The 23,413-nt window shown below is 35.5% G+C and carries 23 protein-coding genes (1 of these 23 running past the window's edge); 8 read left to right on the plus strand and 15 right to left on the minus strand.

What is annotated here, in order from left to right:
• Positions 1 to 227 carry the 3' portion of a CbiX/SirB N-terminal domain-containing protein gene (locus tag V4D31_RS05155; RefSeq protein WP_353685395.1) on the plus strand. It extends 157 nt beyond the left edge of the window, so 227 of the gene's 384 nt are visible here — the last part of the coding sequence; the start codon falls outside the window, past its left edge; it ends in the stop codon at positions 225 to 227.
• On the opposite strand, the gene V4D31_RS05160 is transcribed toward V4D31_RS05155, so the two are convergent.
• From V4D31_RS05160 to V4D31_RS05205, 10 genes are all read right to left on the minus strand, one after another.
• A complete protein-coding gene (locus tag V4D31_RS05160) occupies positions 208 to 957 on the minus strand; it encodes a methyltransferase domain-containing protein (protein ID WP_353685396.1) in 750 nt (249 codons plus the stop codon). The two genes, V4D31_RS05155 and V4D31_RS05160, sit on opposite strands and share 20 nt — an antisense overlap.
• Before the next feature lie 19 nt (positions 958 to 976).
• Positions 977 to 2,812, minus strand: a complete 1,836-nt coding sequence (locus V4D31_RS05165; RefSeq protein WP_353685397.1) for a VWA domain-containing protein — start codon at positions 2,810 to 2,812, stop codon at positions 977 to 979.
• Positions 2,790 to 3,800 carry an AAA family ATPase gene (locus V4D31_RS05170; RefSeq protein ID WP_353685398.1) on the minus strand — a complete coding sequence of 337 codons (1,011 nt, stop codon included), beginning with the start codon at positions 3,798 to 3,800 and terminating at the stop codon, positions 2,790 to 2,792. Before V4D31_RS05170 ends, V4D31_RS05165 begins: the two co-directional genes overlap by 23 nt.
• Positions 3,797 to 5,266, minus strand: coding sequence for a cobaltochelatase subunit CobN (locus V4D31_RS05175; RefSeq protein ID WP_353685399.1), 1,470 nt, complete (start codon positions 5,264 to 5,266; stop codon positions 3,797 to 3,799). Before V4D31_RS05175 ends, V4D31_RS05170 begins: the two co-directional genes overlap by 4 nt.
• Positions 5,266 to 7,647 carry a cobaltochelatase subunit CobN gene (locus V4D31_RS05180; RefSeq protein WP_353685400.1) on the minus strand — a complete coding sequence of 794 codons (2,382 nt, stop codon included), beginning with the start codon at positions 7,645 to 7,647 and terminating at the stop codon, positions 5,266 to 5,268. The genes V4D31_RS05175 and V4D31_RS05180 overlap by 1 nt, the downstream gene beginning before the upstream one ends.
• A 10-nt stretch (positions 7,648 to 7,657) precedes the next feature.
• Positions 7,658 to 8,428 (minus strand): ABC transporter ATP-binding protein, encoded by a 771-nt coding sequence (locus V4D31_RS05185; protein ID WP_353685401.1) that lies wholly within the window; start codon positions 8,426 to 8,428, stop codon positions 7,658 to 7,660.
• Positions 8,428 to 9,429, minus strand: a complete 1,002-nt coding sequence (locus V4D31_RS05190) for an iron ABC transporter permease (RefSeq protein ID WP_353685402.1) — start codon at positions 9,427 to 9,429, stop codon at positions 8,428 to 8,430. The genes V4D31_RS05185 and V4D31_RS05190 overlap by 1 nt, the downstream gene beginning before the upstream one ends.
• Positions 9,416 to 10,411 (minus strand): ABC transporter substrate-binding protein, encoded by a 996-nt coding sequence (locus V4D31_RS05195; protein ID WP_353685403.1) that lies wholly within the window; start codon positions 10,409 to 10,411, stop codon positions 9,416 to 9,418. Before V4D31_RS05195 ends, V4D31_RS05190 begins: the two co-directional genes overlap by 14 nt.
• Positions 10,381 to 12,597 carry a TonB-dependent receptor gene (locus V4D31_RS05200; protein WP_353685404.1) on the minus strand — a complete coding sequence of 739 codons (2,217 nt, stop codon included), beginning with the start codon at positions 12,595 to 12,597 and terminating at the stop codon, positions 10,381 to 10,383. Before V4D31_RS05200 ends, V4D31_RS05195 begins: the two co-directional genes overlap by 31 nt.
• A gap of 353 nt (positions 12,598 to 12,950) precedes the next feature.
• Positions 12,951 to 13,505, minus strand: a complete 555-nt coding sequence (locus V4D31_RS05205) for a PEGA domain-containing protein (protein WP_353685405.1) — start codon at positions 13,503 to 13,505, stop codon at positions 12,951 to 12,953.
• Between the two features lie 167 nt (positions 13,506 to 13,672).
• Between V4D31_RS05205 and V4D31_RS05210 the strand changes: the two genes are divergently transcribed.
• On the plus strand, positions 13,673 to 14,368 hold the full coding sequence (locus V4D31_RS05210) for a phosphoribosylanthranilate isomerase (protein WP_353685406.1): 696 nt from the start codon (positions 13,673 to 13,675) through the stop codon (positions 14,366 to 14,368).
• Between the two features lie 26 nt (positions 14,369 to 14,394).
• Here the strand turns inward: V4D31_RS05210 and V4D31_RS05215 are convergent, their stop codons facing one another.
• Positions 14,395 to 15,105, minus strand: a complete 711-nt coding sequence (locus tag V4D31_RS05215; RefSeq protein ID WP_353685407.1) for a nuclease-related domain-containing protein — start codon at positions 15,103 to 15,105, stop codon at positions 14,395 to 14,397.
• Positions 15,106 to 15,258: 153 nt separating this feature from the next.
• Between V4D31_RS05215 and V4D31_RS05220 the strand changes: the two genes are divergently transcribed.
• The 3 genes from V4D31_RS05220 (at position 15,259) to V4D31_RS05230 (ending at position 16,754) form a co-directional block, all read left to right on the plus strand.
• Positions 15,259 to 15,393 carry a hypothetical protein gene (locus V4D31_RS05220; RefSeq protein WP_353685408.1) on the plus strand — a complete coding sequence of 45 codons (135 nt, stop codon included), beginning with the start codon at positions 15,259 to 15,261 and terminating at the stop codon, positions 15,391 to 15,393.
• 115 nt (positions 15,394 to 15,508) lie between these two features.
• Complete coding sequence (locus tag V4D31_RS05225; RefSeq protein ID WP_353685409.1) at positions 15,509 to 15,826, plus strand: hypothetical protein; 318 nt, start codon at positions 15,509 to 15,511, stop codon at positions 15,824 to 15,826.
• A gap of 235 nt (positions 15,827 to 16,061) precedes the next feature.
• Positions 16,062 to 16,754 (plus strand): class I SAM-dependent methyltransferase, encoded by a 693-nt coding sequence (locus V4D31_RS05230; RefSeq protein WP_353685410.1) that lies wholly within the window; start codon positions 16,062 to 16,064, stop codon positions 16,752 to 16,754.
• Here V4D31_RS05230 and V4D31_RS05235 read toward each other — a convergent pair.
• On the minus strand, positions 16,674 to 16,979 hold the full coding sequence (locus V4D31_RS05235) for a DNA/RNA nuclease SfsA (protein WP_353685411.1): 306 nt from the start codon (positions 16,977 to 16,979) through the stop codon (positions 16,674 to 16,676). The genes V4D31_RS05230 and V4D31_RS05235 overlap by 81 nt on opposite strands.
• Before the next feature lie 202 nt (positions 16,980 to 17,181).
• Here V4D31_RS05235 and V4D31_RS05240 point away from each other — a divergent pair, with 202 nt between their 5' ends.
• The 3 genes from V4D31_RS05240 to V4D31_RS05250 are packed head-to-tail and all read left to right on the plus strand — an operon-like array spanning position 17,182 to position 19,926.
• On the plus strand, positions 17,182 to 18,486 hold the full coding sequence (locus V4D31_RS05240; protein ID WP_353685412.1) for a cytochrome ubiquinol oxidase subunit I: 1,305 nt from the start codon (positions 17,182 to 17,184) through the stop codon (positions 18,484 to 18,486).
• A gap of 2 nt (positions 18,487 to 18,488) precedes the next feature.
• Positions 18,489 to 19,511: a cytochrome d ubiquinol oxidase subunit II gene (gene cydB, locus V4D31_RS05245; RefSeq protein ID WP_353685413.1), complete on the plus strand. Its 1,023-nt coding sequence runs from the start codon at positions 18,489 to 18,491 to the stop codon at positions 19,509 to 19,511.
• On the plus strand, positions 19,429 to 19,926 hold the full coding sequence (locus tag V4D31_RS05250) for an Rrf2 family transcriptional regulator (protein WP_353685414.1): 498 nt from the start codon (positions 19,429 to 19,431) through the stop codon (positions 19,924 to 19,926). Before cydB ends, V4D31_RS05250 begins: the two co-directional genes overlap by 83 nt.
• Positions 19,927 to 20,002: 76 nt before the next feature.
• Here V4D31_RS05250 and V4D31_RS05255 read toward each other — a convergent pair whose 3' ends face one another.
• The 3 genes from V4D31_RS05255 to V4D31_RS05265 form a co-directional block, all read right to left on the minus strand.
• The gene (locus tag V4D31_RS05255) at positions 20,003 to 21,472 is read right to left on the minus strand and encodes an ammonia-forming cytochrome c nitrite reductase subunit c552 (RefSeq protein ID WP_353685415.1); all 1,470 of its coding nucleotides are present in this window, start codon (positions 21,470 to 21,472) and stop codon (positions 20,003 to 20,005) included.
• Positions 21,473 to 21,485: 13 nt separating this feature from the next.
• A complete protein-coding gene (gene nrfH / locus V4D31_RS05260) occupies positions 21,486 to 21,938 on the minus strand; it encodes a cytochrome c nitrite reductase small subunit (RefSeq protein ID WP_353685416.1) in 453 nt (150 codons plus the stop codon).
• A gap of 325 nt (positions 21,939 to 22,263) precedes the next feature.
• Positions 22,264 to 23,397 carry a cysteine desulfurase family protein gene (locus V4D31_RS05265; protein WP_353685417.1) on the minus strand — a complete coding sequence of 378 codons (1,134 nt, stop codon included), beginning with the start codon at positions 23,395 to 23,397 and terminating at the stop codon, positions 22,264 to 22,266.
• Between the last annotated feature and the right edge of the window lie 16 nt (positions 23,398 to 23,413).

Here is a 23,413-nt window from a genome sequence, read left to right on the forward strand (position 1 = left end):
AAGTTTTGTTAGAATGCGTAAAAGAAAAAGCAAAAACAATTATAGTTCATCCACTTTTTCTTTTCTCAGGAGGCCATGTAATATCAGAGATTCCAGAAATTATTGCAAAATTTAAAAAAAATTATCCTGATATTGAAATTAATGTTACAAAACCTCTGGGTCTTCATGAAAAACTCATTGAAATCATAAAGGAAAGAATTGAGGAACTTAAACAATGCCTTTTATAAATAGAACTTCATAGGTAGCGTAAACTCCGCTGTGATTACTAAAAAATCTTTTATAGGTATCACAAAAATTTTTAAATGCATTTTTCCCTGAAAATTTTTTGCCTTCAGTATAGTTCGTTCCTGTAAGTTTATGAAAAATCAGTAAATCTCGAGGAGAATTATAAATTTCACGGTAATTTTTTACTTCATAATTAAAAGAAAATCCTGTTTTTTTAATTAGCTCAAAATAAAACTCAACTTTTTTTAAAGGAAAAACCGAGCCAAAACCTGTGATTTCTGAAATCTCCTTTAATTCTTTCAAGGTATTTGAAGTAAAAATAGAAAAGTAAAATCTCCCACCTTTTTTTAAAATTTCTAAAATTTTTATAAGATTTTGTTCAGGATCCTTAATCCAGTGAAGCGCTGAAGAGCTAACCATTAAATCAGCGATATTTTTTCTTAAAGGGATTTCTTCTCCGCTGGCATTGACAAAAAAATGATTACCCTTTAAATTTGTTCTAAGTTTTTTAAGAAATTCAAAAGAAATATCAATGTGAATATAGTTTTTAAAAGAAATAGACTCACTTAAAGGAATACTCAAAAATCCTTTTCCACTACCAATTTCTACGATACAGTCATAATTTTTCTTTTCAATTTTTCTTAAAAGTTCAAAGGCAATCTTTTTCTGTAAAATTCCGATTTTTTCATAAGTATCAATAGCTTTGTTAAAATAAAATTTGACAGGCTTCATTATTTAATTCTAACACAGCTTAAATTTTGAAGGTTTTTACGATACCTAAAAGACTTTCACTTTTAAGCTCTTCTATCAGAAAATACTTTGCCTGAAGCCATTCTGCAATTTTAACAGCAAAATCTATTTTCATAAATTTATTTTTCTTTTCAGTATCAATCACAATAAAGTCAACTGAAGTTAGATTGCTTAACATAAAACAAATGCTTCTGAGTTCATCAAAAACTGTTTTACCAGTCAAAGAAACATTTGCCTTTCCATCAGTAATAAGAAGAATTAAAAAACGACTCTCAGGCTCTTTAATTGCCATCCTTCGAATTAGTCTGTACGCTTCCATTAGGCCTGCTGAAAGAGGGGTTTTACCTCCTGTTGGAATTTCTCTAAGTCTTTTTAAAGCAAGTTCATGCGATGAAGTTGGTGGAAGAATTGTTTCTGCTCTGTCTTTTCTGAATAAAATCATTGAAACTTTATCTCTTTTTTGATAACAATCCATTAAAAGTGAAAGAATCGCTCCTTTTGTTTGTATCATCCTTTGCTCAACTCCCATAGAGCCAGAGCCATCAACAACAAATACTACAGTATGGCTCATTCTTTTTTCTTTTTCCTTGTATCTTAAATCCTCCTCTTTAATTATCAACAAATCCTTCATACCTCTAATTTTTTGAAACGCAGCAGCAGCCCTCACTGTTGCATCAATTGCAATATCATTTCTTTTATGAAGAAGACTTCTTACATATCTGCCTGCCCTGCCTTTTGTTTTTGTCTTTGTTCTTCTTCCAGTGGATTGCCTTAAAGTTCTGTCTTTTCTGAAGAAAAATTTTCTTATTTTATAACTTTCACCAACAGGAAAAACATCTTCTTTTTCAGATGATGGAGTGTTTTGCGATTTCCCGTGTTCATGATCTTCATCTATTCGAGAAGGAGTCTGATTTTTATTTTTTTGTTCTTCATCATTTCTTTCTGAGCTTTGAGAATTGTCGAATTGGTGTTCAGGCTCATATTCTGGCTGTTGGTGTAAAAGTTTTTTTCTGTGATTTAAAACAAGTGGAGCTACTGTGATAACATGCTTTTTTTTAACAAAATTATCTCCAAAATAAGCTGCATAAGCCTTTGATGCATATAAAAGAAAAATGTCTGCTCTGTGAGACAAAACAGCTTCTTTTAAAACAACTTCAGAAATAAACTCTGTTATCTCATCTATTACTTTAATTTTTTTTATAAACTCTTTGCTTTTTATGATTTTTTCAATTAAAGAAATATCTTCTGCTATCTGGAGCTCCCTTGAAAAATTTAATCTTATTATTTCCTTTCTTTTTTCTTTGTCAATTATATTGTCCATGATAACACACATACCAAATCTATCAAGAAAGTGAGAGGAAAAATCAGCTTCTTCAGGGTTCATTGTTGCAAGGATTTGAAAATTAGCAGACTCTCTCAATGTAATTCCTTCTCTTTCAACTATATTTTCTCCTCTTGACTGAACTTCAAAGACAATTGAAAGCAAGTCATGAGGAAAAAGATTTATGTCTTCAATGATAAGAAATCCTCCATCTGCCTTTGAAAGAAGACCTTTCTGAAACCTTCTTTCCCCGGTTTTAATGGTTTCCTCTATGTCAATTCCACCTAAAACAGCCTCTTCAGTAGAATTCATAGGTAATTCAATAAAGGGCATGTTTAAGGCTTTAACAATTTCTTTAAATGCTTTCAGCAAAGTTGATTTACCTGTGCCTTTTTTGCCAGCAAGCAAAACTCCACCACAGGCTGGCTCAATGAGATTCAACAAAAGAGCAAGTCTGGCATTTTCCTGTCCTACAAAATCTGAAAACTTTATTTTAAATTGTTTCAAGTATTGCATTAAGCTTGTCTACTTCTTGAGATATATCTTCAAAGGGAAGTCTTTTAAGTCTATGTCTTAAGGTAAAAGGTGCAACTGCTTTAATATCTTCCTGGGTTATTCCATTCTTTCCATTAAACGCTGCAAAGGCTCTTGCAGCTTTAAGCATAACAATGTCTGCTCTGTGACCATCAAGATTAAGCTGACAAGTAATGTCAACTACAAAAGAAAGAGCACTGTCATCAATTTTAATGTTTTTAAGATTTTCTTTTGCCTTTATAATTTTTCTTACAAGAATTTGCTGTTCAGAATCCCATTTTTTGAAAAATTCTTCTGGATTATCGTCAAATTCTGCTTTTCTTTTAAGTACTTCAATTCTTAAGTTCTTATCTGTCAATGAATTGACCTGAACGCAAAGACCAAATCTATCAAGAAGCTGAGGTCTCAGTTCACCTTCTTCAGGATTCATTGTCCCTACAAGTATGAACTTTGCAGGATGAATAAAAGAGATGCCTTCTCTTTCAACAGTATTTACTCCCATTGCAGCAGAGTCAAGTAAAAGATCTACAATGTGATCTTCAAGCAAATTTACTTCGTCAATATACAAAAAGTTTCTATTTGCCTCTGCAAGAATTCCTGGTTCAAAGCGTTTTTCACCCTTTTTAATTGCATACTCAATGTCAAGTGTGCCAACAACCCTGTCTTCTGTAACACCTAATGGAAGTTCAACAACACGCATCTTCTTTTTTTCAATTTCAATTGAGCCATTTTTGTTAAGTTTCTCAATGCAGTCACTGCAGAAAGGTCCTTCAGGTGCGCAGTTAAATCTGCAGCCTTTAACCACATCAATCTCAGGAAGCAAATCAGCAAGTGCTCTCACAGCTGTTGACTTTGCAGTGCCCTTTTCGCCCATAATAAGAACGCCACCTATGTTGGGATCAATCACATTTAAAATAAGAGCAAGCTTCATCTCATCCTGGTCAACAATTGCAGTAAATGGAAATATCACCCTATTACCTCCTTCATCTTTTTTTTCCAGTATTCAACCTCATCTGCTGTAACTACATCTATTGAACCACCCTGAAAGTTTCCTTTTGTGTCTGCCATCTTCTCCTCAATCCATCCTTCAATCTCAAGATAAATTGCTTTTAATGCCTCTTTCACATCCTCTGAAGGATCCCACAGTCCTCGTTCAGTTGCCTCAATTAACCTTCTTGCAATCTCTTCCAATGCCCATGGATTGTGCTCTTCGAAAAATTTTTTGTTTTCTTCATTTATCAAAAATGTTCTTGCAATGTCATCAAAAATCCAATCATCAACCTCACGGGTTGTTGCCTCCCAACCGTAAACTCTTCCGATTCTTTTTGATATATCTCCGGCACCCTTGTATCCATGTCTTTTCATTCCTTCAATCCATTTTGGATTAAGCAGCTTTGTTCTTACAACTCTCCTTATCTCATCAGCAAGGTCTCTTACCTCAACATGGTCTGGATTGCGAGTATCTCCGTAATAAGTTTTAACCTCTTTTCCACTTAAATGTCTTGCCGCAGCAGTCATTCCTCCATGAGTTCCAAAATAACAACAGCATCCAAAAAGGTCATACTCATCTGAAACGACTTTATTGTAAGTTACATCAATTGTTTTTAAAACATTAGCAAGCTCTTTATGTTTAGATTCGCCCCATATTCCCTTTCCATAGGCATAACCATTCCAGTAAAGAAAAACTTCTGCTAAATCTTTCTCTTCTTTCCATGCAGAAGCATATACAGCAAGTTGAGTTCCTGCCTGATATGTGCCTGGCATTGAGCAGAAAATCCTCAGTGTTGCTGAACGCAGGTCTGCCCCATTCTGAGAAAGCTGCTCCAGTGTATGTTTTCTTACAAAATTCATATCATCAGGTTCATCAAGAGAGGCAACTGCCTGCACTGCCTCATCTATAAGCTCAATACACATTGGAAAGTTATCCCTTGTTATTCCAGAAACTCTTATTGTTACATCAATACGTGGTCTTCCAAGTTCACTTAAAGGGATTATCTCAATCCCTTTTATTCTTCCATTTGAAAGCCACACTGGTTTTACACCGAGAAGATACATTATCTGTCCCATTCCTTCTCCATCTGCCCACATTATGTCTGTGCACTGCCAGTAAATACCTACATTCTCAGGGTATCTACCTTCTTCATCAAGATGTTTTTTAATAAGTTTTTGAGCAAGCCTTTTACCAATCTCATAGGCAGAACGAGTTGGAACTCTGTGAGGGTCAAGGCTATAAAAGTTTCTTCCTGTTGGCAAAACATCATCTCTTCCACGGGTTATCAATCCAGAAGGACCAGAAGGAATATATCCACCAGAAAAACCATGAAGGAGAGATTCAATCTCTTTTGATTGCTCAATTTTTCTATTAAGTTCCAATATTTTCTCTTTAATTGCCCTCCATTCAGGCTTATCCCACTCTATTTTTTTAAGGACTTCCATCATGTTACCTCCTTCAATACTTCTTTTACAACTTCTTTACTTATCCTATCTATCTCTTCAATTATTGCACCGTATGATTTTCCTGTAAAAGAATCAATTTTTTCCTGCTGTGATAAAAGTTCATCAAACTCGTAACCAAGCAGTCTTGCTATCTCTTTTCTCAAAGAGTGTTTTTCTCCTGAATCATATCTTAAAATGGAATAAATGAAATCAACCCTTCTTTGTCCTTCTGGTATTTCACCAAATATGTGCATTCCATCCTGAATTTGAGTGTTTCTTATAAGTGATAGCCTGCCATGAGCCTCTTCAACTATTTTTTCAAAAGGTATTTGATGAAGTTCTTCATGGGTGAGAGTTGAAAGCTGAACTTTTTTGCCATTGTAAAAAATCTTTATTTCATGATCAAGTTTAGTTTTTTTTATCTCAGCAATTATCAAATGTTCAAGAGCATGTTTTCTTGCAGGCTCTTTCTTTGCATCCTCATACTCACCAAGAAGTCTTTCAAGCTCTGAAAGCTCGCTGTACAGCCCGCCTTCAGTAAGCACAGTCTGCATATGATCAACAAGCACTGCATAGCTACGCCTTTTTGCAATGGTTCCCTCAGGAGGATTATCAGCATTGTAAATATAAAGATGAGGCAGTGTATCTATGGCAATATCAGGAAAACACGCATTTGAAAGCCCCGCTCCTTTACCAGGCAAAAATTCAAGATTTCCATGAGTTCCCACATGAACTATCGCATGAGCCTTAAATTCACGGCTGAGCCACTTATATGTTGCAATATACTGATGAGGTGGTGGCACATCTGGGTCATGAAGTATTTTACACACCTGTCCATCACATCTTGCACCAGCACAGCCACGCTTTGGCTGCACACATACAATAACATTTCCATATTGCAAACCTGTAATTACAATTTTATTTTTATAAACCATTGCTGGTGGGATACCATTTTTATGTTCACCTGGAGGCTGTCCCCATGCATCAATCATTCTGAGCCTCGTTTTTTCAGGTAGTTCATTAAACCACTCTAAATACTTTTCTTTATCTACAAAGGCAATTGCTCCACCTTTTTCAACAATTTCTTCAATAGTTGTCCACCTGAACTCTGATATTGCCTTTTTATTCATTATTTCATCAATAAGTGCTTTACCACTGTCAGGCGGTTCAACATCATAACCAGCCTGTTTCATTTTTTTCATGATTCTTACAACACTTTCAAGGCTGTCAAGATGAGCTGCTCCTCCAACAGTTGCTTCCACAGATGCACATGGATTGTTATGAAGAACAAAAACAATACGCCTTTGCTCAGGAGGTGTTTTCCTAAGTTCAATCCATCTTTCAACCCTGTTTACAAGTTTTTTAACACGCTCTGCAATTGGCATCTTTCTTCTTTCATCCTGAGAACCTTCAACCTGAGCAGAAATTATTAATGGCTCAATTACTCCCTCAAACTCAGGCAAAGCAATTGACCAGCCTATGTCAAGATTAAGCTCTCCTTTTTCCCATTCTTCAATTGTTTTATAGTAAGATGAAATGGGCGATATCACAGGTACATCAAGTTTTTTCAAAATCTCAACTCCATCAGATGCAACATTAGTGTTGTCCATTCTTTTTTCTCGGCTTGTTCCAAGAAAAAATGATATAAGCTTTATCATTGCATCAATTCTTGGCTTTCCTTCTTTATCAATAAACCATTCAAGGACCACCTCTCCGCTTCCCTTTGTTCCAAGTGCTTCATCCTTAACTGAATAAGCAAAAGCAGGAATTACATTAAATCCCCTTGCTTCAAGCTCTTTAATAAGCAAATCTTCTACATCTGTATTACCATTTATCCAATAATGCCTTGAAAAGAGAATACCAACAGTAGGAGCATTCTTCCTTTCATACCATTGCATATATTCATCAATGCTGGTAAAAATCTTTTCAGCATCTGGATGATAAAGTCCTTCCCATGGAATCTGCTCTGGCTCCTCATATGAAATATCAAATCCAGCAAGCTTATTTGCTAAAAATAAAAACATATTCTTTATATTTTTTTCGCCATTTATAACAAGATACTGATAGGCTTTACTTAATAGCTCAGGCTTTACATTTGAAAGCATCCAATATGAAGGATCATGACCAAGACAGACAATTTTAGCTTTCATGCTACTTTCTTTCAGCTTTTTTTCAATCTCCTCCCATACAGACTCGTTTGAACGATAGAAAAAAAGGATATCCGCATCTTCCATTTCTTTTAAAACACTGTTAAGTCTTTCAGGTTCATTTTCAACTACTCTTGCAGAGTAAACTTTGAGTGAGAACTCATTAATATTTTTTGATGCTTTAAGAAGCATATTATAGTAACTTTGCCATACAACTGCTAAAATTTTTAACATAAAAAGCCTCCTAAATTATCGGACAGATTATGCTATGGCCATCAATAAAGCTTCTTTTCACATCCACACCATAAACCCTTTTTATCAAATCTTCAGTAATAATCTCACCTGGAGCACCCTCTGAAATTATACTGCCAGAGTTAATTACAACCACCTTGTCTGAAAAAAGTAATGACAAATTAGGATCATGAAGTGTCATAATTATCGTAAGAGCTCTTTGAATGGCTATTTCCTTAATTTTCTTAAGCACATTTATCTGATTTTTAAAATCAAGATGACTTGTTGGCTCATCAAGAAGCATAACTGGTGAGCCCTGTGCAATTGCCCTTGCAATAAGTGTAAGCTGACGCTCCCCTCCACTTATTTTTGTGTAAGGAGTATCTTTTAACCTTCCAATTCCTACTATTTCCAATGCCTCTTCTGCTTTTTCATAATCCCTTTTACCAGGAGATGAAAAAACGCCAACATAGCTTGCTCTTCCCATCAAAACAACATCAAAAACAGAGTATGGGAAAGGTGGTTCATGCTCCTGTGGAACAACAGAAAAAAAACGAGCCCTCTTTCTGAATGAAAGCCTTTCAACAGAAGCTCCATCTACTTTGACTTCTCCTCTGTAATACTTCCACAGTCCTAAAATACATTTAAAAAGTGTAGTTTTTCCAGATCCATTTGGTCCAAGAATCGTGGTTATAAAGCCTCTGTTTGCAGTAAAACTCACACCTTTTATTACATCACTACTACTACCTTTATGTCTGAAAAATAATTCTTTAATCTCTACCATCACTTACCCCATGCTTCTTTACCACCTTTTTTCATTAAATATACAAAGAATGGAGCACCTGTAAGAGCTGTGATTATTCCTACAGGGATGTCAAAGCTTGTAAGTGTACGAGACACAGTATCTGCAGCAATCATAAAAGATGCTCCTGCTGTAAGGCTTAGTGGCAGAAGTGTTTTATGATCAGGTCCTGTAAGCATTCTTACAAGGTGTGGAACCATGAGCCCTACCCATCCAATAATTCCGCAGAGAGATGTGGCAACTGCTACTGAAAGTGTTGAAAATCCTATGAAAAGAAGTCTGTCCCTTGAAATATTTACTCCTAAGGCTTTGGCTTCCTCCTCTACCATGCTCATAACATTAAGCCTCCATCTCATGAGAAATATTGGAAAAATTCCAGCAAGCACCCCTAATCCAGCAATTCTTACTGCCTTCCAGTCAGCAAGACAAAAGCTTCCCATTAGCCAGTAAACAATGCTCTGAAGCTTATGAGGATCAACAATAAACTTCACAATTGAAACCATTGCTGTAAAAAAAGCTGAAACAATAACACCTGATAGAATCAACGGAAGACGGCTTACTTCACCCTGTGTTCTTGCAACTGTATAAGCAATAATTACTGCAGTAACAGCAAAAACAAAAGCCATAAACTGAATTGGAAGGTAACTTAAAAATCCAATTGTTATAGCACATCCAAAGGCTGCACCTGCTGAAATTCCCAAGATAAAAGGGTCAACAAGGGGATTACGAAATATACCTTGAAGTGTTACACCCGCGCCTGAAAGTGTGGCTCCTACAAGACCAGCTAATATAATTCTTGGAAGTCTTATATCTAATATAATTGCTTTTTCTGGAATCTCTCCGATATCAAATATATGCACAGTCTCGTTTAATAAAATTTTTAAAACCATCAAAGGACTAATTCCATAAGCACCAAGAAAGAGGGCTATCCATCCTACAAAGACTGGAGAAATTAAAATTATCAATGCCTTAATAACCTTCATATTGTCTCACTTTATAATAAGATATTCCGAATACTTTTCTGTAGAAGTTATCAGCCAGCTTTTCAAAATTAATGTCTTTGAATGCTTCTGGATAAAGCTTTATTGCCATATAAAGAGCTATTGGTGCAAGTCTTGGAGACCATGTTGACCATTTAGGAAGCTTGTAAACTTTATGCTCTTTTACTGCCTTCACGAATCTCCATTGAGAGTTATTGTATAGCCATGATTCATTGTATCCTGCCCCACCCCATATAAAAATCACATCAGGATTCCACTGAATTATCTTTTCAATAGATATATCCATGTTTCTCTGATTTATTGATTTAGCAGAATTTAGTCCTCCTGCAATCTCAATAACATCGTTTGTAACACCAACTGCACCTGAAACAGTTGTTGGCTTTCCTCCAAGATGTATTGCTTTTTTCCTTTTATCAATAGGGATTTTTGATACCCTGCTCTTAATAAGCTTAAAAATTTTCTCCATCTCAGCAATAACTTCCTCTGCTCTGTTTTCTTTACCAAAAAGTTTTCCATGCATTCTTATTACCTGATAAAGCTCTCTGAGACTGTCAGGATATATTCCAATTACATTGATGCCCTTTTGCTCAAGAAAAGTTATTGTATTTGGATTGTATGTCCATGTAATCACGATATCTGGATTAAGTTTTAAAATTGCTTCTACATTGATATCAGTGCCTGCACCAGTAGTTGGCTTTTTAAATTGAGGATTTGTTTTAACTATTGCTTTATAAAGATCACAGTTTTCCTCTGCCCAACGGGACACACCTGCAACCTGACTCCAAATATTCAATGCTGGAATAAGTTCGTAGGATATTACAATAACAGCCCTTTTTACAGGTATGTTAACTGTAACAGTTCTTCCAAGCTTGTCAGTTATAGTATAGGTAGAGGCATAAGCTGCCCCTACCCATGCTAATGTAACTAAAGTAGCTAAAACTTTAATGTAAGTTCTGTAAACCATGATCTTCCAGGTGCCCTGTAGTATTGGTAGTATTTTCTATCAAATATATTGTCCACTGAAAAACTCAGCTTTGCAAACTTTGTAATCTGATATGCAATTCTTCCATCAACAACAAAATATGGGTCATAGGAACCATAAACATTGTTTACGCGATCAGAGTTATCATCATTACTGAACCACTTACCAACATATCTTCCAACAACCATAGCTGAAAAGCCTGATTTTTCAAATTCTGCTCCTACATTTGCTCTCCATAGAGGTGTATAAGTGAGTCTACACCCTACAGTGCTTGGATTTGCATTATTTTCTTTAATTTCAGAGTCAGTATAGGTAAAATTACCAAATAATCTAAGCCATTTTTCAAATCTTTGCTCAAATTCAAACTCAACTCCGCGGGATTCAGCTTTACCTACATTTACATATTCTTGATAGGTTGATGTAACTGTTTTACGATAAATTAAGTCTTTCATATAGTTTTCAAAATATGTGAGAGACACCTTTGCACCTTTCCATAGTTTTTGTTCAACTCCAATATCCCATGATGTAACAGTTTCAGGGTCTAATTGAGGATTCCCAGCATAAGTAATTCCTGTGGATGATGTCCAAGTTCTGTAAAGCTCATATACTGTTGGTGCTCTGAATGCTTTTCCAACTGAGCCACGAAGAGTTGTTGTTTCAAAGGGTTTATAAACAATGGCAAACTTTGGTGAAAAAGAGGATTTTGATTTTGATGGATACTCCTTTGGATAACCTGCTTTTCCAACATCATTTACATATCCATCATAGGTTTTCCACCAGTCCTGCCTGAAGCCTATATAAGCAGTGAGATTATTTAAAAGCATTATTTCATCCTGAATAAAAATTGCATATGTTTTATCCTTTCCTTTTGACTCATACTTTAAAGTTGTTGTTGAATTTTCATCTCTCCAATCTCTTAAATATTTTTCCTTTGTATTAGCATATCCGTGTCTGAAGGAGCTACCAAATGTAAGAATTTGATTGTTGAAAATTGGAAGACTAAATTGTAAATCAACCATGTATACTTCTGAAGGAGTATTTGATACATAACCACATTTTGTTGGATCTAAACCACATCCTAATCTTGTTGCCTGAGACAATGTTGTTACATACCAGTTTTTTTCTGTATCAAGGTATGAAAGATTTAGCTTCATTAAAAGCTCTTTATAAAGCTTTGTCTCAAATCCTAAGGAATATGTATTCTGGATTCTGCCTCCTCCGCCAGGAAGAAATGAATTTTCATATATTGTTGTTCTTCCAACTGTATATGTCCATACAGGATTTCCTGCAGCATTTCTTAAATATGTATGAGGCTCATCATAGTTGTATTCATAACGATTTCTCATAAAACTAAACTTTATTTTAGTATCCTTTGTAAACTCATACTGAGTTTTAATGGTAATTCCATCATCCCACCAGCGGTTGTCTCCTTTATCGCCTATGATATACGCTGTTTTTCCATCTCTTGTTGAAGTTATTTCGTATCCTGTAATCCCTGTAGGTGGTTTTGTGTTCTGAACATTCAAATCAGTGGGATATCCATTTGTTCCCTGCCAGCCATAGCTTAAAAATATGCTTAATTTATCCCACAGTTTATCACCATAAGAGATATAAACTCTTCTTAAGTCATCCATTGCTTCACCACGGCTCCAGCTTGAGCCATATCCTGATTTAAATGTAAACTCCCTTTTTTCAGGCATCTTTGTAATAAAATTTACAACTCCACCCATTGCATATCCACCATAAAGTGATGAAAAAGGACCTTTAACAACCTCAACTCTTTCAAGATCCTCTGGATAGTATCCACCCATCCTTACTTCACCAGTATAAGGATTATTTAGAACCATTCCATCCATAAGAATAAGAGTTCTTTTTTGCTCTGGAATGCCTCTTAAAGTTATAGCTGAAAGAGTATCCATTAGTCCCTTTCCCCTTCTTACAAATACACCGGAAATATCATTTAATGCCTGATCAATTGTCTTTGGTGCTTTAAGCTCAATTTTTTCTTTTGTTACAACACTTACAGAAGCTGGTGCTGATTCAACAGGAGTTTCAGTTCTTGTAGCAGTAACCACAATCTCCTCAAGTTCTTCCTCCTTTTTCTCAGCAAAAGCAGGTAAAATAAGGCATAAAATAAACATAATGCATATAAGAGTTTGAAAAATCATTTTTACGCCCCTCCTTGAAATTTTTCCAGTATCTGCTCCCTTCTTGAGAGGCATAGACTCTTCATGAGCCTGAATTCATAAAAAAGCCGTGCAAGGGATACATTCCCTTACACGGCCTTCATGACCAATCTACCCTTCTTGGGTTAAAATATTAAAGCAAAAATTTAAAATTCATGTCAAGTTCTATTGTAGAATCCAAATTTTTCAAGATTTTTTAATATCTCTGTGTAATAACTGTAGAAAGTTAAAATATCATCAATCGGAATTGCAGTTTCAATCGGCATTTTCAGGAATTCGTTGAAGTTGTGAAAAAAGGAGAGCCTCTGGGACGGAAGCTCTCCTTAAAAAGCTTTTTAAAATTGTATATCCTGCACTTTGCCGTCTTTGTTTACTACAACTTTTATTTCCTGCATTCCATTTTTCGTTGTCACTTTGCCGATGTAGTGATAGGTCGTTATGTTATCGTTTTGGCTGATTTTTACTGGCTTGCCCCAGAGGTTTTCAATCTCAAAAACTGTGGTTTTACCTTTTTCAAAAAGTATTCCTGATTGCTTTTTCTCATCAAGTTTGATATTTACAGGATCAATTGTCATAGCTCCACCTGAAATGGCATCAATGATAATACCTGGAAGCAACCACAGAATGTTTCCAAAAATTGTAGCGCCAGCATTAAAATGTTTTGAAAGCTCATAGGTTTGCTCAAAGCCATCCTTTTTAATCGTAATCTTTTCAGCCTTTCTTGACACTGTCATTGTGCATGGAGTTACACAAGACTGTGTCTCAATAATAGCCGTTGCACCAGGTGGTTCGGTACTGATAGAAAGCTCCTGTTTTGTTCCATGAACAAATGTTCCACAACCTGAAGCTATTAATGTTAATCCAATAAGTCCTGATAAAACTTTTCTCATACCTTGACCTCCTTTTTTTTATTTTTATTTTAACTTCTCAAAGTTAAGGTTTTGATAAAAAACAATATTGCAACAATATTGTAAAAGGGGTTAGGAATTGAGTATTGAATATGGGGACATGGCAAAGTGTAATATTAAAAAACAAAACTACTAAGGAGGTTCATTGTATGCTACCTTATCAAGTTAAAATCTGTGGTATTCGTTCAGCACAGGATCTTAAAGTAGTATCTGAAGCAAAACCTGATGCAGTTGGTTTTATTGTAGGTGCAAGACATTATACTCCAGATGAAGTAAGCCCGAACTTTGTAAGGTTTGCTATTGAGCTACTACCTGAAGAGATAATTCCAGTGATGGTTACACATGTAACAACTGCCAAAGAAGCTCTTGACCTTTTAGACCAAACTGGTTGTAAGGTAGTACAACTGCATGGGAATATCCCACCAGAAGAAGTTTATCTTCTGATGAAGAAAGCACCTGAATTGACAGTAATAAAAGCCTTCCATGCCAATAGAGCTGAATCCCTCGTATTAATTTCCCTTTATACGGGTCTGGTAGATGCAATAATCCTTGATACAGCCAGTGATGGCAGAGTAGGTGGAACTGGAAAAACTCATGACTGGAAAGTAAGTGCCAGGATCTCACAGGGGCTGACTGTTCCGTTGATCCTTGCTGGTGGACTGACTCCTGACAATGTAGACCTTGCCATAGAGCAGGTAGCCCCACATGCAGTAGATGTAAACACTGGAGTTGAAGATGAAGAAGGTAACAAAGATATAAAGAAAGTAAGAACTTTTATAAAGAAAGCTAAACAGGCTCTTGAAAAAATTCAGATAGAGTCAAAGCCAGCTTTGAAATCTTCATAAGAAGAGCCAGAGCCATGTGCTCTGGCTTATTTTTTGTTTGCTTCAATTACTCTGCTAATTCTTTCCACAGTTTCATCTTTTAGCTTCTCTGGTAAGTGTTCAAAAAACTGAGGTAGCTCCTCTACTTTAAGAATTTTAAACTTAGGGTTATCACTTTCAACAGAAAGCTTTGCATCCTGATTTGTAAAAACTACCAAAGCAGTAATAGGCACTTTTATGCCATAGGATAGAAGCAATTTCTTTATTTCCATGCTACCTCTTACTACCTGTCTTCCTGGATCTTTTAATGAGCCTTTGTAAGCTGTGCCCCTCTGTCCTATTTTTATATGATTCCAACCATCTGATGTGTAAGTTATATTTCCTTTGTCGTTTTTAACTTCCATAACAAACACACCTTTAGGGCCTATGACAATGCAGTCAATATCTCCACCATTAGGGATCTGATAGCCGTAAAACACAGTGTAGTTATCAGGAAGAATAAGACTCAGAATTCGCCTTAAACGTCGCTCTCCTTGTATTCCCAATTCAAAGGTAATTTTTTGCCCCGAGACTTCCTGTGCTTGATAAAACAGTATAATTGATATGATAAATCCAGCCAATGTTAAAAAAGGTATCAAAGGAAGAAGTATAATGGAAAATACAAGTACTACAGCAGCTCCTAAGTGATACTTGCTACAAGTGTGCTCCAGCTGAGATACTGTTTGCTGGAGGTAAGTTGACATAAAAACTTCCCTCATACAAACCTCCTCCAAGGTATTTTTAAGGAAATATTACTACATTTTAGAGAAAAACCTGCAAGAACTTTTTGCTTTTTTTATTTGACAAAACTTTTAGATAAGAGTAATATTTTGTATAAAAGATATAAGATCCTAAAAAAGGAGGACTCTTTTATGAACAAAGAGACAGAAAAATACAGAAAGGAAATAGAAAAATTAAAAGACACCCCCTACAGTAAAACATTCAAGTTCAAAACAAGCAAACTCAAAAAAAGTGCAAGAACAATAGAAAATAGTTGCAGGGATTAGTATACCTATTATAGGTTGTTGTTACACAGTTTATCGTATACTTAAATATGCAGGTACTGATCTTGAATCTGCCAAATGGATTCTTCTTTTTACAGTAACATATTTTTTATTTCTTTTGCTTTCTGTAATTAAAATCCTCCCTATTGAAAAAGAAGACGTTAAAGAAAAAACAGAAAAAGATAATATTTACAGTTGTTTAGATAATGAAAAAGATCTTTTTACCCATAAGAAAAACTTAGATTGGGAAGAAGATCTTTTTACTCTTAAAAAGAGCAGTATTGACAGTATTGATAGTGCTTCAACTGTGCACAGCAATAGATGTTACTATTATGATTACTATTATGGCATTATATATGATTACTGTTATGGCAATACATCAGATACAACTCAATACTTCCCTTCTCATAATGATTTTTATCATAATGATTTTTAGTTAAATGTGTTTTCAATTAATTTGTTAAGGGGGTAGTTTGTTTTATTTTTTCATAAAATTTCAAATAGATTTTCAATGAAGCAATTCGCTGGATTGACAAAATTATAAAACTCATATAAAATTAATAAACTTTGGTCTGAAGACCGGTTTAACCTGATTTAGAAAGTAAAAAAAGTGGTCATGAAGGCCACAGTTTTGGGCAGAAGCCTGAAGCTGTGGCTTTTTTATTTGGATTATGATAGCAACTGAAATAAAGAAAATCTCATACTGGAATGAGTATGTAAGATGGTATAAGCTTTGGCGTGAGCACAACAGTTATCATGAGCCAATAAAAAACTTTATCTTCAAATTTATTCAGCCAAAAATAAAAATCCTTGATATTGGTGCAGGAGATGGAGTGTTAGCTTTTCCTTTAATAAAAATAGGCAATTATGTAACTGCCCTTGAACCTTCTCAAACTATGCAAGAGTATCTTTACGAAAACTCATTCAACCATGGAGTTAAACTAAAAATTGAACCGCGAAGGTTTGAAGATTTAGAAAGTAGTGAACTCAGAGAATTTGATCTTGCTTTAGCCTGTAACAGTCTTCATCTTACTGATTATGGAATTGAAGGCTCAATCGTCAAACTTTTTAGTTCTCAAATAAACAGTGTTTTCCTTGTTACTGAAAAAACTTTCAGTATTGATAAGATTAGCTCAAATTATCCTGAGTATTCATTGATTTTCAATCATTCCTATATCTGTGAAAGTTCCTTTGCCTATCACAGTCTTGATGAAGCTTTTGAACACTGGCAGTTCAAATACAAAAGAGAGCTTTTCAGCTGGGAAAAAGAAAACTTAATGAAATCACTTTGTTTTGAAAAAGATCATTTCTGGCTTAAAGACCATGCCTTTGTAAATATATTTTACTGGAGGAGGATAAAATGAGGAGATTGGAAAAGCAGACTCCTTTAGGTACACCAAGCTTTTTACTTCTATAAAAGTCTTTGAAAATTCATAGTCAATATGTCTTTGTCCTCTTTCAGTTTTAGCATGGGGAGACATTCTTTCTCCAAAAAGACTGTAGGGCTTAACCTCCAGATAAATTTTTTCTTCATTGCTTTTAGAGACCCTTACTTCCTTAGAGAATACTTGAAAATCCCTGTTTGTCAATTAAGTATGGAGTAAAACATATTTCCCTTCTTTTTACACGCCAAAACAGTAAATGGAAGCTTTTGGTCCAGAGGCAGAAGACTTTTTTGAGTAGCCGTTGATTTTTACGGCTGTATCTGAGCCACTTTAACTATTAAAAATCTCTTGACAAATTTTTTTAAAGTGGATAAAATTAATCAACAATAAATTTTAGGAGGGAGGTATGGATACAGTTTTATTAAGTAGGCTTCAGTTTGCCATAACTGCAGGTTTTCATTTTATTTTTGTTCCTCTTACATTAGGACTTTCGGTTCTTACAGCTTACATGGAAAGCAGATATGTGGCAACAGGAGACAAGGATTATCTGAGAATGGCTAAGTTCTGGGGAAGGCTTTTTTTAATTAATTTTGCCTTAGGAGTTGTTACAGGAATTACTCTTGAGTTTCAGTTTGGAATGAACTGGGCAGAATACTCCCGTTATGTTGGTGATATTTTTGGTTCACCTCTTGCAATTGAGGCAACTCTGGCATTCTTCCTTGAATCAACATTTATTGGCGTGTGGATTTTTGGATGGAACAGAATCTCTCCAAAGCTTCATGCTCTTTCAATATGGCTTGTGGCAGCGGCAACAAACTTGTCTGCTCTGTGGATTTTGATTGCCAATGGCTGGATGCAACATCCTGTAGGATATGTTTTAAGAAATTCAAGAGCAGAGATGGTTGATTTCTGGGCAGTTGTAACTAATCCCTATGGAATATTGAAATTCTTTCATACTGTAATGTCAGGCTGGGTCGTAGCAGGATTTTTTGTTCTTGGAATATCAGCATATCATCTTTTGAGGAAAAATGAAACAGAGTTCTTCAAAAAATCTCTTAAAATAGGAGCCACCTTTGCTCTTATAAGTTCAATTTTAGTTGCTTTTGTTGGACATTTTCATGCCCATGAGGTTACTCGCACTCAACCTACGAAGATTGCTGCAATGGAATCTTTATGGGAAACAACTCAAGATGCACCAATGTATTTATTGCTTGTTCCAGATCCTAAAAATGAGAGGAATTCTATTGAGGCGATCAAAATTCCATCCATGTTAAGCATTCTGGCAGGTCAGAAGGAAATAAAAGGTTTAAAAGAGTTTCCTCCTTCTGAAAGACCTCCTGTAACTCTTACATTTGTAAGCTTCAGAGTTATGGTGGGGTTAGGTTTTCTTTTTATTCTACTGTCTCTATGGGCATTGATTACATTTAAAACCATTGAAAACAAGACAGCTCTTTTAAGAATTCTTCTGTGGTCAATTCCTCTTCCTTACATTGCAGCACAGCTTGGATGGATTGTTGCAGAAGTGGGACGGCAACCCTGGATTGTTTATGGATTGCTTAAAACCGCTAATGCTGTATCAAAGTCAGTTGAGCCTGCTCAGGTAGTGGCTTCTTTAATAGGATTTACATTATTTTATGGTGCTCTTGGAATAATTGATATTTACCTTCTTGCAAAATATGCAAGAAAAGGTCCTGAACCGAAGGAGGTGTAATCATGGAGTTTCAAATTATCTGGTTTATTTTATGGGGATTACTATGGGCAGTTTACTTTGCCCTTGATGGATTTGATTTAGGAGCTGGAGTGCTTTATCCATTTATTGGAAAAACTGAAGTGGACAAGAAAGCAGTATTACATGCAATTGGTCCTGTATGGAACGGCAATGAGGTATGGTTGATAACAGCTGGAGGTGCCACTTTTGCTGCTTTTCCTACAACCTATGCCTACATGTTCAGCTGGCTTTATACTCCGCTTTTAATTATACTTTTTGCCCTTATATTCAGAGGAGTAGCAGTAGAACTCAGAGGTAAGGCAACTTCAGAATCAATGAAAAAATTCTGGGATTTCTGGGTATTTGTAGGAAGTTTCATACCTGCTTTGCTCTTTGGTGTTGCCTTTGGAAACATATTTATGGGACTGCCCTTTGATGACTCTGGATACTATGGAACACTTTTCAGTTTACTTAATCCCTATGGCTTGCTTGTTGGCTTGCTCTTTTTATTTACCTTTATAGTTCATGGTGGATTGTGGGTTTCATTGAGAGTTCCTGATGAGCTTGCTGAAAGAGCATTATCAAAGGCAAAAAAATTCTGGTATCTACAGGTAACTGTAGCTGTGCTATTTTTAATTTTCACAGCTGTTTTTACAAATCTTTACAATAATTTCATAAAATTACCATTATGGTTTGTTGTTCTTGTAGTGAGTATAGTTTGTCTCCTTTTAACTGGTTTTTATATTATGAAAAAGAAAAATGGACGGGCTTTTGTATCTTCTGCCCTATTCATTATTACTCTTGTTTTTAACGGTATTATCGGTCTTTATCCAAATCTGATTCCATCATCAATTGATTCAAAATACAGTCTTACAATCTTTAATTCATCATCCAGTGTTTATACCCTTAAGGTTATGACAATTGTTGTGATAATCTTTATTCCTATTGTTCTTTTTTATCAGGCATGGACATATAAGACTTTTATGTACAAAATTACAGAAGAAGAACTTAAGGAGGAAGGCTATTAAGGGATTACAGATCACAAGAGAAACAGACTATGCAATAAGAACTGTGCTTTATCTTTCAGCACAAAACAACTATACTGCAAAAGCTGAAGATATTTCAAAACAGATGCAAATACCAAAGAGTTTTCTGATGAAAATACTAAAACAGCTTGACAGGGCAGGATTAGTCATACTTAAAAGAGGAGTTACAGGAGGAGTAACATTAAGTAAAAATCCAGAAAAAATAACTCTTTATGATGTGATTGTTGCAATAGAAAAAACAGTGGCACTTAATAGATGTGTTATTAATAAAAGAATTTGCGGGCTTGTCTCTCACTGCCCTGTTCACCCTGTATGGTTTAAAATAAAAGATAGGTTAATTCAGGAATTGAAAGAAATTAATTTTGCAAAAGTACTGGCACAGGAGACTGTTTCTTAGGCAGTCTCCTCAAAAAAAGAACCTCTTTGGTGCCCGCAGAGAGAGGCTTACCAAAGAGGTTCTTTACAAGATTAGCTTATTTGAGCAGAGCCTCTATATTCTGCTGGGTTCCATAGGGATCTTTAAACTCTTGTTCTGGCTTGAAATTGAGCTTCTTTTCACCACGATTATTCAGATACTTTTTAAGTTCAAGATCAATATTAACAGGAACCTGAACCTGTGCCTTTGCAAGCATTGTTCTTAAAACTGCCTCAGATTTTGATGCATAAGAGATAGCATCACCAAGTATTCTCATTGCTTCTGTTGGATTATGGAATCCAATAGAATTTTCAGCTCCTATGAAAACTACTCTGTAAAGAGCTTCAAGATATAGATCCTTTGCTTTATTGTAAAGAGTTTGGTCAAGCTGCTTTCCACCTTCTTGTGCTTTGTTGGCTATCTCAAATAATTTCGCAGTAACAGCTGTTTGATATCCTGCTCTTAGTAGCAGACTCATTGTTCTGTCCTGTATTGTTAACACTCTCTGTTTTAGCCATTCAGGAGTTTCACCGTGACATTGCAGACACGCTTTCATATCAGACTTAAGAGGACTCATTATTCTGTGTTCAGAGACTTTGAATCCTCCCATCTTTTTATAAGGCATATGGCAGTCTGCACAGGATACTCCAGCATTCCAGTGGGTTGAATTATTTGAAAAGAATTCAAACTCAGGATGCCTTATATAAGCCAGTTTAAATCCTGTAACAGCCTGCTTCCATTCGCCATATGAAGGATCACTTTTTAAAACTTTAATTATATTTTCAATAGTAATACCTCCCAGTTTGCTACCCTGCCAAGGGAAGAAAACACCTGTTGGTTTCATATCTTTATCTCTTGGAACAACATAGGTTACATGACACTGGGCACAAATTATGCTGCGCATCTGCTGATGGGATATGTTTGAAACATCAACTCCCATTGTCTGCAATGCCTTGACAAGAGTAAATCCTCTTCTTATCTGAAGAGAAGCATCTTTTGGATTGTGGCAGTCAATGCAGGAGTCACCAAGTTTCCTATGTTTCTCTGGTATCCAATTCAAAACTTCTTTATAAGGTCTATTATAGTAAGCAAGTCCATATTTTGCTTCAAGCTCTGGTGCATAGGAAGTTTTACAGGTAAGACAAACACCGCCAGGTTTTAATCTGGAAGGATCAATTTCAGACTGGTCAATTAATCTGTAAAAGTGAGCTCTCGGCTCATTGTATTCAATACCAAATCCCCATCCATTGTAAAGTAAAGCCATAAAAGGATATTCAGAAAGTTTGTCGTATATCACTTTGTCTGTATCCCATCCTCTTTTGTATTTACTTTTACCAGCAGGTGTTGGCTCCTGTGATTGTTTATACATCTCATAATGGATTGGATAAACTTTTCCCCATACCTCAGGGTCTACTTCATTTTCAGGAATAGCTGTTGCTCTGAATTCCTTTGGTTTTTCTGGTTGACATCCAAAGAGAAATATAATAAAAAGTAAACTTACGATTAAAAATAAACTATATCGTTTCATAAAAATACCTCCTTTAGATTGTTTCTCTTAATCCTGCCTGTTTATGAGATATTCTTTTATGACAATCCCAGCAGACTCTATCTGATACAGTAATTCTTGAAACCATCTCTCCATGACATCTCAAACAGTTTTGTTGAATTGTCTTTTTTGCATGAGCTGAAGCCTTGATTGGCTCAGGAACTGCTCCAGTATGAAAGGCTATAATATCCCTGCTCCCATCAACTGCTTTCCAGAAATAAAAGCTTACTTTTGAATCATTTGGAAGATGGCAATCCACACATTTAAGAGAATTATGCAGTCCCCCTTTCATTAAACTTAAATACTGCTCTTGCATTACATGACAACTGGCACAGTACTCTGCAGTGTTGGTTTTTGCAAGGATTTTAGGAGATAGAAGAACTACCATAAATAAAAGAAAAACTATGCCAATTGCGTAAACTCCATATTTTGAAACTTTACTGTTCATGGTCACCTCCTTTCTCTTTTTGTCCTAAGTATAATATAATTCTTGAGGACTGTCAATAATCTTGTGTCCTATAGTTTCTTCAATATTCACTCTGTTAGGTGTAAAACAGGCACAATCAATTTTAAAGTATCTTGCTGAGATTTTTTGGATACCTTCTTCAACCGTTTCAAAGTTTGCATCAGTAAGTTCTCGCCAATTTCTGCTTCCAACGCATGATTCTTCACCAACAACTTGGGGCTAAAGGCAATTGATAGCATGATTAACACACAGAATAAGGAATTTTTATTAACAAAAAAACAGTAAAAGAGATGCTAAAAATGCGTTCTCAAGAATTGGTAGAAGCACAATAAATTTTGTTAAGCTCCTGCTTTATTATTTCAAGGGCATTAATAACTTCTTGAAATGTAGTGAATTTACCAGTGCTGATTCTTATTGAAGAAAGAGCTTCTTGTTCAGACAATCCCATTGAAAGCAGAACATAACTCGGTTTTCTCACTCCTGCATGACAGGCTGAGCCTGCTGAAATTGCAACTTTCTGTGAAAGTCTTTCAACAAATTCATCAGCTAATATTCCTTTAATTGAGATATTCAGAGTATTGGGAAGTCTTGGTGAACCTGCTCCATTTAATTTAGCATTGGAAATTTCAAGGAGTCCTTTAAGCAAGGGCTCTGTTACTTCAAGAAGATGCTTGCTTATTTCATCAAATTCTTCATAGATTATTTCTGCTGCCTTCCCTACTCCTGCAATATATGGAGTATTTTCTGTCCCGGGTCTTAATCCTTTTTCATGGGATGCACCAAAAAGCAAAGGCTTTATAAAAAAATCTTTTCTCAGAAAAAGCGCTCCAATTCCCTTTGGTGCATAAAATTTGTGTCCAGCAATAGAGAGCATTGTAACAGGAAGTTCTCTAACAGAAACACGAACTTTTCCAATGCTCTGAGCACAGTCAGTATGAAAAGGTATTTCTTTCTCTGCAAGCATTTCGGCGATCTCCTTTACTGGCTGAATTACTCCAGTTTCATTATTTGAATGCATTATTGTTACAAGAATTGTATCCTTTTTTATTGCCTTTTTAACATCATCTGGATCAACCATTCCTTGAGAATTAACTGGCAGGAAAGTAACATCATAACCCATACGTGCAAGTTGTTTACATGGATTGACAACTGAAGGATGCTCAATCGAAGATGTAATTATATGTCCACCATTAAAACAAAGGGTTCTACCAAATATGGCAAGATTGTTTGATTCTGTTGCGCCTGATGTAAAAATTATTTCTTCTGGTTCTGCATCAATAAGTTTTGCTACTTTTACCCTTGCAGATTCAATAATCTCCTTTGCTTTTTTTCCAAATTTATGCGAACTTGAAGGATTCCCAAATTCTTCAAATGTTTTTATTATTTCTTCTTTTACTCTTGGCTCTAAAGGAGTTGTTGCATTGTAATCAAGATAAATCATCTCTATTAAAATCCAT

Source organism: Thermodesulfovibrio sp. 3462-1, assembly GCF_040451425.1.
In the GTDB taxonomy this organism is placed as follows: Bacteria; Nitrospirota; Thermodesulfovibrionia; order Thermodesulfovibrionales; family Thermodesulfovibrionaceae; genus Thermodesulfovibrio; species Thermodesulfovibrio obliviosus.

Excerpts from the sequence above, each read along its gene's own strand:
- V4D31_RS05255 (WP_353685415.1), bottom strand. The coding sequence starts at position 21,472 with ATGAAACGATATAGTTTATTTTTAATCGTAAGTTTACTTTTTATTATA.
- V4D31_RS05175 (WP_353685399.1), bottom strand. The coding sequence starts at position 5,266 with ATGGAAGTCCTTAAAAAAATAGAGTGGGATAAGCCTGAATGGAGGGCA.
- V4D31_RS05180 (WP_353685400.1), bottom strand. The coding sequence starts at position 7,647 with ATGTTAAAAATTTTAGCAGTTGTATGGCAAAGTTACTATAATATGCTT.
- V4D31_RS05165 (WP_353685397.1), bottom strand. The coding sequence starts at position 2,812 with ATGCAATACTTGAAACAATTTAAAATAAAGTTTTCAGATTTTGTAGGA.
- V4D31_RS05185 (WP_353685401.1), bottom strand. The coding sequence starts at position 8,428 with ATGGTAGAGATTAAAGAATTATTTTTCAGACATAAAGGTAGTAGTAGT.
- V4D31_RS05215 (WP_353685407.1), bottom strand. The coding sequence starts at position 15,105 with ATGAGGGAAGTTTTTATGTCAACTTACCTCCAGCAAACAGTATCTCAG.
- cydB (WP_353685413.1), top strand. The coding sequence starts at position 18,489 with ATGGAGTTTCAAATTATCTGGTTTATTTTATGGGGATTACTATGGGCA.
- V4D31_RS05160 (WP_353685396.1), bottom strand. The coding sequence starts at position 957 with ATGAAGCCTGTCAAATTTTATTTTAACAAAGCTATTGATACTTATGAA.
- V4D31_RS05230 (WP_353685410.1), top strand. The coding sequence starts at position 16,062 with ATGATAGCAACTGAAATAAAGAAAATCTCATACTGGAATGAGTATGTA.
- V4D31_RS05240 (WP_353685412.1), top strand. The coding sequence starts at position 17,182 with ATGGATACAGTTTTATTAAGTAGGCTTCAGTTTGCCATAACTGCAGGT.
- V4D31_RS05220 (WP_353685408.1), top strand. The coding sequence starts at position 15,259 with ATGAACAAAGAGACAGAAAAATACAGAAAGGAAATAGAAAAATTAAAA.
- V4D31_RS05205 (WP_353685405.1), bottom strand. The coding sequence starts at position 13,505 with ATGAGAAAAGTTTTATCAGGACTTATTGGATTAACATTAATAGCTTCA.
- V4D31_RS05190 (WP_353685402.1), bottom strand. The coding sequence starts at position 9,429 with ATGAAGGTTATTAAGGCATTGATAATTTTAATTTCTCCAGTCTTTGTA.
- V4D31_RS05200 (WP_353685404.1), bottom strand. The coding sequence starts at position 12,597 with ATGATTTTTCAAACTCTTATATGCATTATGTTTATTTTATGCCTTATT.
- V4D31_RS05195 (WP_353685403.1), bottom strand. The coding sequence starts at position 10,411 with ATGGTTTACAGAACTTACATTAAAGTTTTAGCTACTTTAGTTACATTA.
- V4D31_RS05210 (WP_353685406.1), top strand. The coding sequence starts at position 13,673 with ATGCTACCTTATCAAGTTAAAATCTGTGGTATTCGTTCAGCACAGGAT.
- nrfH (WP_353685416.1), bottom strand. The coding sequence starts at position 21,938 with ATGAACAGTAAAGTTTCAAAATATGGAGTTTACGCAATTGGCATAGTT.
- V4D31_RS05265 (WP_353685417.1), bottom strand. The coding sequence starts at position 23,397 with ATGATTTATCTTGATTACAATGCAACAACTCCTTTAGAGCCAAGAGTA.